This window comes from Wolbachia endosymbiont of Pentidionis agamae, from assembly GCF_036711655.1.
Classification (GTDB): domain Bacteria; phylum Pseudomonadota; class Alphaproteobacteria; order Rickettsiales; family Anaplasmataceae; genus JAZHPY01.
This window is the reverse complement of sequence record NZ_JAZHPY010000027.1, coordinates 1-11,954: the sequence shown is the minus strand read 5'-3', so window position 1 is coordinate 11,954 and position 11,954 is coordinate 1. Positions and strand designations below refer to the sequence as shown.

At 30.2% G+C, this 11,954-nt stretch carries 17 protein-coding genes; 4 read left to right on the top strand and 13 right to left on the bottom strand.

The features are described from left to right. The first annotated feature begins 62 nt into the window (after positions 1-62). Positions 63-218 (top strand): transposase, encoded by a 156-nt coding sequence (locus tag V6U76_RS05570; protein WP_408647412.1) that lies wholly within the window; start codon positions 63-65, stop codon positions 216-218. 269 nt (positions 219-487) lie between these two features. Further along, positions 488-727, top strand: a complete 240-nt coding sequence (locus V6U76_RS02430; protein ID WP_333023432.1) for a hypothetical protein — start codon at positions 488-490, stop codon at positions 725-727. Between the two features lie 193 nt (positions 728-920). Here V6U76_RS02430 and V6U76_RS02425 read toward each other — a convergent pair whose 3' ends face one another. The 10 genes from V6U76_RS02425 to yidC all read right to left on the bottom strand — a co-directional run bounded on the left by V6U76_RS02425 (position 921) and on the right by yidC (position 7,794). Continuing rightward, positions 921-2,219, bottom strand: a complete 1,299-nt coding sequence (locus V6U76_RS02425; protein ID WP_333023431.1) for a bifunctional folylpolyglutamate synthase/dihydrofolate synthase — start codon at positions 2,217-2,219, stop codon at positions 921-923. Between the two features lie 2 nt (positions 2,220-2,221). Next, positions 2,222-2,731 (bottom strand): MlaC/ttg2D family ABC transporter substrate-binding protein, encoded by a 510-nt coding sequence (locus V6U76_RS02420; protein ID WP_333023430.1) that lies wholly within the window; start codon positions 2,729-2,731, stop codon positions 2,222-2,224. A 452-nt stretch (positions 2,732-3,183) separates the two neighbouring features. Further along, positions 3,184-3,642: a hypothetical protein gene (locus V6U76_RS02415; protein ID WP_333023429.1), complete on the bottom strand. Its 459-nt coding sequence runs from the start codon at positions 3,640-3,642 to the stop codon at positions 3,184-3,186. A gap of 42 nt (positions 3,643-3,684) precedes the next feature. After that, entirely contained in the window at positions 3,685-3,936 is a 252-nt protein-coding gene (locus V6U76_RS02410) for a hypothetical protein (RefSeq protein ID WP_333023427.1), read from the bottom strand. After that, positions 3,893-4,408 carry a hypothetical protein gene (locus tag V6U76_RS02405; RefSeq protein ID WP_333023426.1) on the bottom strand — a complete coding sequence of 172 codons (516 nt, stop codon included), beginning with the start codon at positions 4,406-4,408 and terminating at the stop codon, positions 3,893-3,895. The genes V6U76_RS02410 and V6U76_RS02405 overlap by 44 nt, the downstream gene beginning before the upstream one ends. After that, positions 4,396-4,617: a hypothetical protein gene (locus V6U76_RS02400; protein ID WP_333023424.1), complete on the bottom strand. Its 222-nt coding sequence runs from the start codon at positions 4,615-4,617 to the stop codon at positions 4,396-4,398. The genes V6U76_RS02405 and V6U76_RS02400 overlap by 13 nt, the downstream gene beginning before the upstream one ends. A gap of 73 nt (positions 4,618-4,690) precedes the next feature. Continuing rightward, positions 4,691-5,140: a dUTP diphosphatase gene (gene dut, locus V6U76_RS02395; protein WP_333023423.1), complete on the bottom strand. Its 450-nt coding sequence runs from the start codon at positions 5,138-5,140 to the stop codon at positions 4,691-4,693. Between the two features lie 66 nt (positions 5,141-5,206). Beyond that, entirely contained in the window at positions 5,207-5,659 is a 453-nt protein-coding gene (locus tag V6U76_RS02390; RefSeq protein WP_333023422.1) for a transcription antitermination factor NusB, read from the bottom strand. 3 nt (positions 5,660-5,662) lie between these two features. Continuing rightward, positions 5,663-6,094, bottom strand: a complete 432-nt coding sequence (locus V6U76_RS02385; protein WP_333023421.1) for a 6,7-dimethyl-8-ribityllumazine synthase — start codon at positions 6,092-6,094, stop codon at positions 5,663-5,665. Next, positions 6,079-7,794 (bottom strand): membrane protein insertase YidC, encoded by a 1,716-nt coding sequence (gene yidC / locus V6U76_RS02380; RefSeq protein WP_333023420.1) that lies wholly within the window; start codon positions 7,792-7,794, stop codon positions 6,079-6,081. Before yidC ends, V6U76_RS02385 begins: the two co-directional genes overlap by 16 nt. 124 nt (positions 7,795-7,918) lie before the next feature. Here yidC and V6U76_RS02375 point away from each other — a divergent pair, with 124 nt between their 5' ends. Beyond that, positions 7,919-8,425: a TIGR02281 family clan AA aspartic protease gene (locus tag V6U76_RS02375; RefSeq protein WP_333023419.1), complete on the top strand. Its 507-nt coding sequence runs from the start codon at positions 7,919-7,921 to the stop codon at positions 8,423-8,425. A 494-nt stretch (positions 8,426-8,919) separates the two neighbouring features. Next, a complete protein-coding gene (locus V6U76_RS02370; protein WP_333023418.1) occupies positions 8,920-9,177 on the top strand; it encodes a hypothetical protein in 258 nt (85 codons plus the stop codon). Positions 9,178-9,373: 196 nt separating this feature from the next. Here V6U76_RS02370 and V6U76_RS02365 read toward each other — a convergent pair whose 3' ends face one another. The 3 genes from V6U76_RS02365 to V6U76_RS02355 form a co-directional block, all read right to left on the bottom strand. Next, the gene (locus tag V6U76_RS02365; RefSeq protein WP_333023417.1) at positions 9,374-10,564 is read right to left on the bottom strand and encodes an ankyrin repeat domain-containing protein; all 1,191 of its coding nucleotides are present in this window, start codon (positions 10,562-10,564) and stop codon (positions 9,374-9,376) included. Positions 10,565-11,003: 439 nt separating this feature from the next. Next, on the bottom strand, positions 11,004-11,591 hold the full coding sequence (locus V6U76_RS02360; protein WP_333023416.1) for an RDD family protein: 588 nt from the start codon (positions 11,589-11,591) through the stop codon (positions 11,004-11,006). Positions 11,592-11,647: 56 nt separating this feature from the next. Then, positions 11,648-11,954: RDD family protein (locus V6U76_RS02355; protein ID WP_333023415.1), on the bottom strand; the 307-nt coding region annotated here is incomplete at its 5' end.

Below are 11,954 nucleotides of genomic sequence, written 5' to 3'. Positions count from 1 at the left end.
GTGGGTTAACACCCTCGCCTTAAGGCGAACACTTTAGTATAATATACTTTAGTATTTTTAGTATGGATTATAAGCATGGTTCTCATAGTACTTTTGATTTAAAGTACCATTTAGTGTTTTGTACTAAGTACAGATATAGAATACTCACTGGTCAAATAGCAGTTCGTGCTAGAGAAATTATTAGGGAATGCAAATTACATAGATATTGTAAGTGGTAACATTACTCCTGACCATCTAATCTCTATTTTAAGGGAAAGAGTAGTAGTAAGCTATTCTAGGAATTTAAGCTATTAAAGATATTTGGGCCAGCATCTCTGGGCCAGAGGATATTTTGCTGTTACAGTTGGCAATGTCAATGCTACGTACGAAATATATTGAAGAACAAGAAACACACCAAAATCATAACGATTTTAACATCTCAGAGTTTTAAAACTCATAATCTGCTTTGCAAGCGTTTATTCAAACCACCAGCTTTAGCTGGTTGTAATTGATAAATAAAGCTTCACTGCCTATTTTTGCAGTTGCAGCCATAGTTTGTATTGGGCTTTGTTATTATGGAATTAACTTAGCATTAATTCTTTTTGCAGCAGCGGTTGCATTAATCACAGCAATTGCTAAGCCTATTGCTTCACATATACAAAAAGATCTATTAGAAAGTAGCGTTGTCAGAGAAAAGCTTGATAATCCTGACGTTAAACAGCATTCAGAGCATAAGCTTCCAATTTAAGTTAATTTACAAAGGCCTTTGTGCTTTCTTTTATAAGATGATAATAAAAAAATTAAATTACTTAAGTTCTATAAACAAAATTTTAGATAAGCTAAATGAAATTCAAATTATCTCTTGTAAAGTTGCAGTTGATAATATTCACATGTTTATATATCTTTATTAAGGTAAGCCACTTCATCAAATTGATTAAAATTTACCTCGTAGGTATGGTTGTTGAGTATAGCTTATTCTCCAAATGCAGGTCTCTAGCTAGAAATAGAGACCCGCAAATTAATATGTTTTTCGGAGCTGCATCAGTAATTATTTTATTTAGTATTGCATCGCTTACGGATGCACACTCAACAGCTTTTATACCAATTTTTTCTGCTTCATCTTTTATAAAGTATGCATTTTGTGCATTTGATTCTGATTTTACGCAAACTGTACATAATAATTTTATATATGGTCTTAGATGTTCTAAAAAATCTTTCACTTCTCTGTTTTTGGTAACACCAAAAATTATGTAAACTCTATCATTAAAGCTATCTTCTAACCAAATAGCTAATTTTTTGGCGGCATCAGGATTATGTGCACCATCTAAAAATAATTTTGAACCCTTAGGTAATTTAGAAACCAGCTTTCCCTCTTGTATGTGCTCTAATCTAGCAGGCCAATAAGTATTTTTTAGACCTATTTCAATATCTTCTATACTAATATTAAAACCATATCTGCTACTTAAAATATTACAAGCTGCAATAGCATTACCAGCATTGGAAATTTGATGCACGCCCCTAAGTGAAGGTAATGGTAACCTTATTGATTGAACAGAAGAATCAAATACCATACTTTTATTTTGTTCTATGCAATTCCATTCAAAACCAGCTCTATAAAGTGGTGACTTATTCATCATTGCATTATATGCTAATACATTTATTACAGATTCCTGTTGTTCTGCTATTACACAAGGAATATTCAGCTTCATTATTCCAGCTTTTTCACCAGCTATTATTTCTAATGTGGGACCTAAATATTCAGTGTGATCAAGAGATATAGATGTAATAACTGTTAAGATAGGATCCACAATATTTGTTGAATCGAGCCTACCACCCATTCCAACTTCAATTAAGGTAATATCAGCATCATGACGTGAAAAAACTAAGAAAGCAGCTGCAGTTGTGGCTTCAAAAAAAGTGATAGGAGAGTCTCCATTTATAATACGACACTCTTCTAGTAGATCATGTAATTCATTATTATGAATACTACTTCCAGCAATAACTATCCTTTCATTAAAATCTATAAAATGAGGAGAAGTGTATGAATGGACTTTATAATTCGCAGCCTGCATTATATATTTTATAAATGCTAAAGTAGAACCTTTTCCATTTGTACCAGATATATGCACTACAGGTGGAATTTTTTTTTCAGGGTTACCTAACCTGCTTAAAAGTTTTTTCATACGGCCAAGATCTGGAATATGCTCTAAAATTTTAGGCCAATGTGGCATATACACCATATTTATTCTTGTTTATTTAACTCTTCAATCGTATTTATTATGCCTACTGAATCAAATTTTTCACCGAACTTAGTTCGTTGATTAATTACTAAGCTGATTCCAGCAATAATTATATCACTAATTAGGAATGAATCTTCCTTTTGGATTACTTTATAACTAATGTTAAAAAGTTCATCATCGTTATAAGTAAGTCTTGTATTGATTAGATATGAGAAATTGTCAATTTTTCTTACACTCATTATAATCATTTCACTATTTTTCATGTACCTGTGCAGATTATTTGCACATAGTTTTAAAAAATGCTTTTCATATTCTATTAAAAAATTTTTTCTCTCTTCTTGTGAAGCTATATTCCAATATCTTCCCATAACAAATCTTGATATGTTCTCCATATCTACATTACTTTTTATAACTTGGCCTAATTTTTGGTATTTAGAAGATTGACTTTTTCCTGCATTTTCTAATTTTTCTTTAAGATTTGTAATAAAGACTATAGGACCTTCACTGGCCATTATGCATACAGATGGTAAATTACAAAGTAAGATAATAAGTATTAATATTTTTTTCACAGAACCAAGAGATTTATCTCATATTTTTAACTAATAAAGTATATGAAAAAGAAAATAATTATCAAATAACTTCTTTGAAAATTGAAATTTCAAATTAGAGATTTATTAGACCTATTTCGAAATTTGTATGGAAAAGTCAAATAGATGTAAAAAAGAAAGTATGTATTATTCAAGAAGTTTAAGCTGAAGAACTTAATAAAATTATTATAAAATTCAATAAAGAAGAATTAGTATAAGCCAAAAAGTATTTAAATAGTTTTTTGTTACTTTTTCTTGATCTTGATTTGTTGCCATAGGTTCAATTAATATGTATACGTAGTAATTGAACCTATTTCTTTTGTTTTCAACTTTCAGCCTATGCTTTTAAAGTATTCACTTTTGTTGCTTTTAATACTTTAGTTTCTATGACTGTCTACATTGATAAGGACTGAAAATTGTTCGACATTAGGATTTGTTAACATTCGTGGTGCAGAAGATAATGATATTTCTGGTGTTTTATACATTTCTTTAAACCTATCTTCCTTCCAACTTTTTTCTAGATCATGAGAGGAAGTTATATTTTTTGTATCAAATAAAATCTTTTCACTTTCATATCCTAAAGTTTCGACTTTAGTAAGATAGTCAACTGCTATTTTATAAATACATAAATCAGATTTATCTTTATTTTCTAATTTCTTTTCTACATCTCCTCTTATATTTGCTAAATAATTTTGAGATTCTTCCTTTTTACATTTCATTATGTGTTTAGCAATCTCTCCACATGCAATTGAATATGGGACATAATTAATAACTGTACTTAGAAATTCTTGATTATATACTTTGCTATTCTCTTTTGAAAAATGATGCCCCCTCATAATTGTATTGTTTTTCCAAACATCTTTTATGCTGGGATTAGTTTATGCTACTCCACAAAAAGCTGGATGTGTACTATGTCTCTCTACAGTAGCTACACTATTCCCTTCTACTTTTAAGTCTTGAATATAATACTCCATTCCTAGGGGTATTAAGTAACAACAGAACACAAATAACATTTTTTGCTTATCAATGTGACTTAAATACTTATCTTGAAAAACTGTAACATCTGCTACGTGTTCTAAGAATTTTTCAAAATAATTTTTCCCTATTGAAATATCCCCTAATTCTTTCAAGTGTGTTTTTTAGTGCAGGATGGTTAGGCTGCGTAACTACTATAGCGTTGTTAGCCATTCCGAAAAATGATTGCCTTAGAGCTTGAATATCATTACTAAATTCACATCTTATTCCATATGGAGTCTCAAATTTTGAGATTGGCCCTCTTATATAAAAATCAAAATCAAGATAAACGATTGGTATATCTTCAGAAATTTCTTCAGGTCTTACTTTATCAGAAGAAATGAGTGCATCATGTCCAGCATATAACATAAGCGTGCGCATGAAATCTAAGAGAAATCCCATCATTCCATCAGTATTAGATAACTTCAGAAAGTCAAGAATTGATATCTCTCTTGATTTACAACCTATCTCTGCATTTAATAAAGCAACATCAGTTTTAAAGTTATGTGGCTCACATAGATGCTGCAACTTTTCATCATTAAAATCTATGACTCTAATATTAGGTGCTAATTTTTCTAAGCTTTCCATGCTCTCTTTTTGTTTTTCGCTAAAGTATCTCCAAGATAGAAGAGGCAATGTAATGCTTCTTTATCAGCTAATGCAGAATCTAAAAGAGTTTGACGATGAGAATATTTTTGATAAGTATTCGGTAGAGGGTGCCTATCTTCACTTACATCCCTTCTTAATTTTTCTGGATCATAAACAATCCACTGTCTAAAAACTATATTCTTATACATAATAATTCCTCACATATTTTTATAATGTTATAGTGTAGTGTATATATTTATTCTAGATATAGGAAGCTAAATTTTATCTACCGCTTGAACCAAATCCGCTATCATCACGATCAGTGTTGTTTGTACTAAATTCTTCTACATGATTCCATGTCACTTTAGGTACAGGAACAATAAGTATTTGTGCTATTCTATCTCCTCTTTTTATTTCATATGAACAATTACTTAAATTTATTAAGCATACTTTAATTTCTCCACGATAATCAGAATCTATAGTTCCAGGAGAGTTAAGTACAGTGACACCGTATTTTGCAGCAAGACCAGATCGAGGCCTTATTTGTCCTTCAAAGCCATTTGGTATTGATATTATAATCCCTGTAGGAATGAGTGATCTTTCTAATGAATTTAAAATCACTGATTTATCTAACGCAGCATATAGATCCATACCTGCACTACCTGAAGTAGCATAAGATGGTATAGGAATATCCTCTCCGTGTGGTAATTTCTTTATCTCTACTTGATTCATTGCATATACAACAACATTAAAACGTATAATCTTATTATAACACTTATTGAAGTAGATGAAAATAATTTAAAATTGGATATATTTTACTTTATTCAATAAACCACTAATAAAATTAACCTCACTTGATTTTTCCACTAGGCTAGATGAAATGTTAGTATACTCATTAATGATTACTGGCACTGGTGTATCATAATTAGTCCACTCACATATTGCAACACGTAGAATTGACAAGCTACTTAAGTTTATTCTTGATAAGCTCCAGTTTTCATTTAGGCAAGATTCTATTATTTTATCGGATTCTGTATTATCATTTATAATTTTTTGACATAGCCCATCAAGAAACTCATGATCATAGTTCTGATACTTGAGTACATGTATAATCTCCTTTATATAATCATTTAGTTCAGTAGTTGTTTTATAACAGACAAAATTTCTTGAATAAGCAACCTGTACTGCGAGAAATCTTGCAAAAGTTTTTTTATGCCACTTTACATATATATCACTAGAACTTTCTTCCATGATTTAAATATTTTTTGAGATATATAAGTTTATCATGTGCAGAACAGTAGAAGCTGCCCATCCACCAACATCTCGCTTACTCCCATCAGCCCTAGCTAAAGCTTTCTCTTGACTATCAGCTGTTATGATACCCATACCGAGAGGTATAACATGATCAATTATAATTTTCATTAAGCCTTCAATAACTCCTTTGCATACATAGTGATAGTGATCAGTTTCACCACGTATTATACATCCTAAAGCAACATAACCAGCATAATGCTTAGGTTTATTTTTAATTGAGAAAAGAATTGCAGCTGGTATTTCAAATGTACCTGGAACTTCTACGATATCATAAGTAACATTAGCTACTGCTAATTTATTTTTAACACTACTTAGTAAAAGTTCCGATATTTTAGAATAATAAGTTGCATTTACTATTAATACTTTCTGCATAACTTTTTTTCTTGATAAATATTGTTTTTCCTTAAAGTAAACTTTACTAATAAATGCTGAACAAATGTTATTATATTACTAAATATCCAATATATTATGAGTCCTGCTGGAAAAGAGGAAAAGATAAAAATAAAGATGTAAGGCATGAATTTCATAACATTAGCTTGAGCATTATCGCTATTATCTTTATCGCTTAGTTTTTGTTGAATTATCATGGTGATGCCAAGGATAATAGGTAAAATTCCCACTGAGATAGGAAATTTGTAATTAAATAAGCCAAATAATGTAAAAACATTCGTGCTATCAGGTGCAGAAAGGTCATTTATCCACAAATAAAAAGGTGCATGCCTCATTTCTATTGTGACAAACAATACTTTATAAAGAGCAAACAGTACTGGTATTTGGATTAACATAGGGAATATGCTTGATATTGGATTTACACCATTTTTTTTAAATAATTCAGCTATTTCCTTGTTTTGTCTTAAGGCATCACTTTTATATAAATCTTTTATACGTGCTATTTCAGGCTGCAAAGACTTTAGTTTAAACATTGAAACATATGATTTATTAGATAATGGCAACATTATTATTTTTATGAATAATGTCAGTAACAATATCGCTAAGCCAAAATTTCCTAAAAGCCTATGAAAATACTCTAAGAGTAAAAACACTGGTTTAGTTATAAAGTAAAGAACACCAAAATCTACAGCTTTATCAAATAAAGGTATGTCCAAAGTATCCTTATAATGGTCTAGTAATTTTAATTCTTTAGCACCTGCAAAAAAATGACTTACACTAGAGGACGTGCAACCTGAAGGTATAGCTTTATAAGATTCAGAAAAATCTACTTGAAATTTATTATAATCGTTAACATGCATATGTTTAATGTTAACATTAGGACTTGAGCCTTCAGGTACAATAGCAGTAAACCAATATTTATCAGCAAAACCAAACCAGCTCTTTTTATCTTTTTCTATGTTTGGTTTTATCATGTGTTTTTTAGACAAAGTCTTATATGTCCATTCTTCTAATTTACCATTAAAAACACCGATCGCACCCTCATGCGATATCCAATAAGAATCATCTATACTTTCACGTCTACGGTTAATTTTACCATAGGGAAGCACGGATATTATACTTTCTGTATTGTTCTCAATTATTTGTTCAATTTTAAACATATAATTGTCATCTAGCTTTATTTTTATTTTGAATATAACTCCATTTGTGTTATCCCAAGATAAAGTTAATTCTTCTTTACTATTTAGTTCATTTTTATCTGCTTGCCATACTGCTGAAGAATTTGGAACTTGAACTCTATTGCTAGGATCTAACCAGCCAAATTCTATAAAATAAACATCTTTTGATTCTGCTGGTGATAGTAGCACTACTTGTTCTGCAGAAGCATCAGGTTTAACTCGGTAATCAGCTAAAATCAGATCATCAAATCTTGCTCCTTCAAGCAAAATGGAACCTTTTATCCTATTGTTAATAAAATTCACTCTATTTTTAGATGTAGTATCTATCACCTCAATGCGATCTCTGTAAACTATTGGTACAGTTTCTTGAACAGATTCTATACTCTCATTTACGTTATTGTGTTGATCATTATTAGCTGAAAATTTTTCATGATAGAAATGCCAAGACATGATGACTACAAGAGAGAGGAAGAGTGCTAAAATTAAATTTTTCCCTTCTGACATAATATTAATTGAATCCAATGCTCAGAAATTATATATCAGATATTGTGATAAAACAATAAGTTTCATTTTTTTAATAATTATTATTTACTCTGATATATCTTTATAAGAGACTTTTTATAATCTGATGAACTCAATTAAAAATTTAATTTTCTGGTTTTTAATAATCATTATTACTGCAATGTTATATGATGCAAACAAAGAGAAATTAAATGATATATTTATTAGTACTTTTTTACCATACAGAGGACGTGTTCAAGGAAGTGGACAGATAGAGTTTACAAAATCGTACGATGGACATTTCTATGTTCAAGCTCAAATTAATAATCGTAGTGTGAGATTTTTGCTTGATACTGGAGCTACAGATATAACTTTATCATACCCAGATGCTATAAAAGTAGGTATTAACACAGAAAATATTCAAAATTTTAAGATTTATGAAACTGCAAAAGGAAAAATAAAGGCAGGAGTAGTGAATATTCCAGAAATGGGGATAGGAAATTTTGTAATAAAAAACATCCAAGTAAGTATAAATACTCATGAAATGTCTCACTCTTTACTAGGAATGAATTTATTAAAACATTTTAATTTTACTATAAAAAATGATAGATTGATAATATATCGTAATCCGTAGATAAGAAATTTAAGTACAAACCTTTGTTTTTACTCTCGTACCATAAAAATTTGACTTTGAGAAGAGAATATAGTATTGGTATATGCTTTCAAGCATTGCCTGGAAGGCTTAGGATTCCGATCAGGACTATTTTAAATATGAGCAAGAGTAACAGCTTTAAAATGGCATGAGCTATTTTAATAAGAAGATGCTATAAATACAGACGCTACTTCAAAAAGCCAGATAGATAAATTTTAGCATTACATTCAAAAAAAATAATGTAGAATTAGGGTTGCTATATGCAAGCAAACAAGACAAATTCTTGCTTGTGGAAGTAGGACAAGCAAAATATATCTGAAAATTAATAAAAGATTTGCGACCAAATCTTACTGAAAACTTATCGAGGAATTTTACTAAACACATTGTGGAAAAAAGTACACTAAGATAATTGAAAGCATAATTTTCTCCATTATTTACGCAGTCGCAAAACTAAAGGCCATTCAAAATCTAAAACCATGATACTTTGGCTCTCTTTGCTTTTAGACAATCTATCTTATGTTGGTAATCCATGGAATGCAGAAAATTCACATAATTGCCGTACAGAAAAACAAAGAATGTACCTCACGCAAAGAAACAAAAGCAAAGTGCCTGTAAGTCAAAGAGTTGTAGTTAAGAATGTGATAGGTCTGCTGATAGCAGATTGCTATCAAAATATGCGAAAGCTTCTTGGTTTTAGGTTCAATTTATTGCAAGAATTTACAATCTGGATATGAGTTATACAAGAGGTCTAATATAATTTTACTATACAGTAAGAAGAAATACATCAAACCCTTCTACAAACTTAACAGATACTACCTATAAATTTAACTTGTAATACCATAGAACAACTTAGCTGATAAGATAGATAAAACATGCCACAACTTTAACATATAAACTTTCTTAGAATAGGTAAAATCGGTATATTTATTATCATAGTAGAGTTTTCTTTCGTTTCGTTATGCCACAGAAAACTTTTGCTTCATTCATATCAGTATTAGGATTTTCGAATTTTCCTTTACCATATTGTATAGATCTTTTAATTCTGCCTTCATCTATATTATTTAACCTCATCGACTGCTCTTTTGGTGACAAAAGATTTTTATGAATTGGTTGCTTGCATTGTGTTTTATTCAATAAACCAGCAACTAGAATACCTAATGTTACTGTGTTGTTGACTACAGTAGTATTTATTTCTGGTACAGCAGTAACAGTAGTGCTATCATGCTCTGTCAGTAAATATGGAGTTTCTGCAATTAAGCCTTTAGCAACACTATTCCACGAGTTATTTGATAAGGTATTATGGATATGACTGCATTTCTGAGAACCGAGTAAAGAAATAGCATTTTGAGGTAAATCCTTTATCCAATTCAATAAACTACTGAGAAAAGAAGACATTCTTGATGCACTGCTTGTTGACATGGTGGACGTACAATGATTTCTGCTATCACTCAATAAAGTTAACATTTCTGGACATTTATCTTTGTTAGTGTTAGCAAAATCCAAGGCAGTTAAGCCGCGAGCTTTGATTGTAATATCTGCACACTTATCAAGTAAAAGTTTTGCTATCTCTACATTACAACCTACAACTGCTGATATTAATGGTGTCCTACCGTAACCAAAATTATGTTCTTCATAGCTCTCGCATTCTTTAAGATTAACATCTGCATGACGATCAAGAAGTAATTTTACCATTGCTAGTTGATTATTTAAGGTAGCCAAGTTTAAAGGCGTAAAACCATTTACAGCTTGGGCATTAACATCAGCACCATGATCAAATAAAAATTTTGCTATTTCTAAATTTCCTCGTATAGAAGCAGCATGTAATTGAGTGGCATCATATTTATTTTTCACATCAACATCAGCTACTCCTTTTATAAGTAGCTTTACTGAATTTAAATCGTCTCGTACAACAGCCAAGTGTAAAGCTGTATCGCCATCTTTATTCATAACTTGTGGTTTTTCTGTAGACCGTGGTGCTTCTGTTGTAACATACTGTTTTTGTGTAGTTTGTGGTATTTTTGTTGTAGTATCTTGCATTCCTGTAACTTGCGTAATTTTTGTAGATGACGAAAATATCTCTGAAATATCAATTGCATCACCTAAAGCTTCTACTATATCCAAAGCATCCTTAGCTCCTTCTAGCTTTTTTTCCTTATCTAACTTATTCCATGCACGTAATTGTTGAATTAATTGTGGAATTAACTTGCGACATTTGTCATATAACTCTTTTCCTGCTTTTCCAAGTTTAAGTAATGATGACGGCAGACCCCTCTTTGACTGATAATATCAGTTATCAATTTATTTACTTTTTCATATTCAATATTGTCACCGAGATTTCCTTGTCTTAATATGCGTAATAATTGAGCAACGCTATCTCTTATAGACACATTACTAGTTGATTGTTGTTGACATATACCAATTTTATCCTCCTAAAGTTTAACTAAACTTACCTACACTATAAAATAGAACTTCTATAAATAATTTATGTAAATACTAAATTTGATTTATTTATAATATAGATATTTGTAATGTCAAGAGTTTTTTGATGAGACAAGAAAAATTATTTGAAAACTTTATAATTTATCGCCACTGTTCCTGCAATTTTATCATGAAGAAATTGCTTTCGCCTGTCAAACATTGCAGATATAAAAATCACTATTATAGCTGTAAAGATTAAGTGTAATAAGGGGTCGAGCCACAATTCAGAAATATACTGATCAAGAAAACCAAAAAATGTATTCATAATGAATACAGCACTCAATGTGAAGCTAGTAACTTTAAACAAAATATATCTAATAGTTGCTTGAACTAGAGTAATATTTTTTAGTGTATTTGTATCTTTTATATTAATACCACATAACAATTGTCCTGGAGTACCGCCAACTATTTTTACCATTAGTACCATAAATACTATCGATAGCATAAGAAATAAACAAATATATATGATTAACAGTGATTTAATATTAGATGTTATTAGCAGTGATTTAATAAGTGATTTTATAGTAGAAAGTACAACAGGAAAAAGAATTAAAATTAAAGGAGACACAATAACAATAAAGCAATCAATGATGCCAGCTATAACACGCCTGATTATTCCAACATATTTTACATTTAAGTTACATTCTTCAGATTTATAATCTATTACCACTGTTTTTACAATTTTATCATAGAAAAGCTGCTTGCGTTGATCAAGTGCTGCAAATATTAAGATAAGATTGGTAAAATTAAAAACCACTCAGAAATATCCCCAGGTACCAACAAAAGCGCCTTAAAGGTACTTCTTATCGCTACTTGCATTAGAGTTATATTTTTTAGTGTATTTGTATCTTTTATACGAATACCACATAACAACTGTCCTGGAGTCCATCCAAGTTTTGTTATCATTAATACTTCTAGTGCTACAGATAGTGCTGCAATTAACAACATCACTAATATTATTATATATTTGTCAATATCAGAAAAGGTACGATAAAAAAGTTCAATAAACGGTTTACCTGATAACATGGATAAA

Excerpts from the sequence above, each read along its gene's own strand:
- V6U76_RS05570 (WP_408647412.1), top strand. The coding sequence starts at position 63 with ATGGATTATAAGCATGGTTCTCATAGTACTTTTGATTTAAAGTACCAT.
- V6U76_RS02425 (WP_333023431.1), bottom strand. The coding sequence starts at position 2,219 with ATGGTGTATATGCCACATTGGCCTAAAATTTTAGAGCATATTCCAGAT.
- V6U76_RS02420 (WP_333023430.1), bottom strand. The coding sequence starts at position 2,731 with ATGGCCAGTGAAGGTCCTATAGTCTTTATTACAAATCTTAAAGAAAAA.
- V6U76_RS02415 (WP_333023429.1), bottom strand. The coding sequence starts at position 3,642 with ATGAGGGGGCATCATTTTTCAAAAGAGAATAGCAAAGTATATAATCAA.
- V6U76_RS02405 (WP_333023426.1), bottom strand. The coding sequence starts at position 4,408 with ATGGAAAGCTTAGAAAAATTAGCACCTAATATTAGAGTCATAGATTTT.
- V6U76_RS02400 (WP_333023424.1), bottom strand. The coding sequence starts at position 4,617 with ATGTATAAGAATATAGTTTTTAGACAGTGGATTGTTTATGATCCAGAA.
- dut (WP_333023423.1), bottom strand. The coding sequence starts at position 5,140 with ATGAATCAAGTAGAGATAAAGAAATTACCACACGGAGAGGATATTCCT.
- V6U76_RS02390 (WP_333023422.1), bottom strand. The coding sequence starts at position 5,659 with ATGGAAGAAAGTTCTAGTGATATATATGTAAAGTGGCATAAAAAAACT.
- V6U76_RS02385 (WP_333023421.1), bottom strand. The coding sequence starts at position 6,094 with ATGCAGAAAGTATTAATAGTAAATGCAACTTATTATTCTAAAATATCG.
- yidC (WP_333023420.1), bottom strand. The coding sequence starts at position 7,794 with ATGTCAGAAGGGAAAAATTTAATTTTAGCACTCTTCCTCTCTCTTGTA.
- V6U76_RS02375 (WP_333023419.1), top strand. The coding sequence starts at position 7,919 with ATGAACTCAATTAAAAATTTAATTTTCTGGTTTTTAATAATCATTATT.
- V6U76_RS02370 (WP_333023418.1), top strand. The coding sequence starts at position 8,920 with ATGATACTTTGGCTCTCTTTGCTTTTAGACAATCTATCTTATGTTGGT.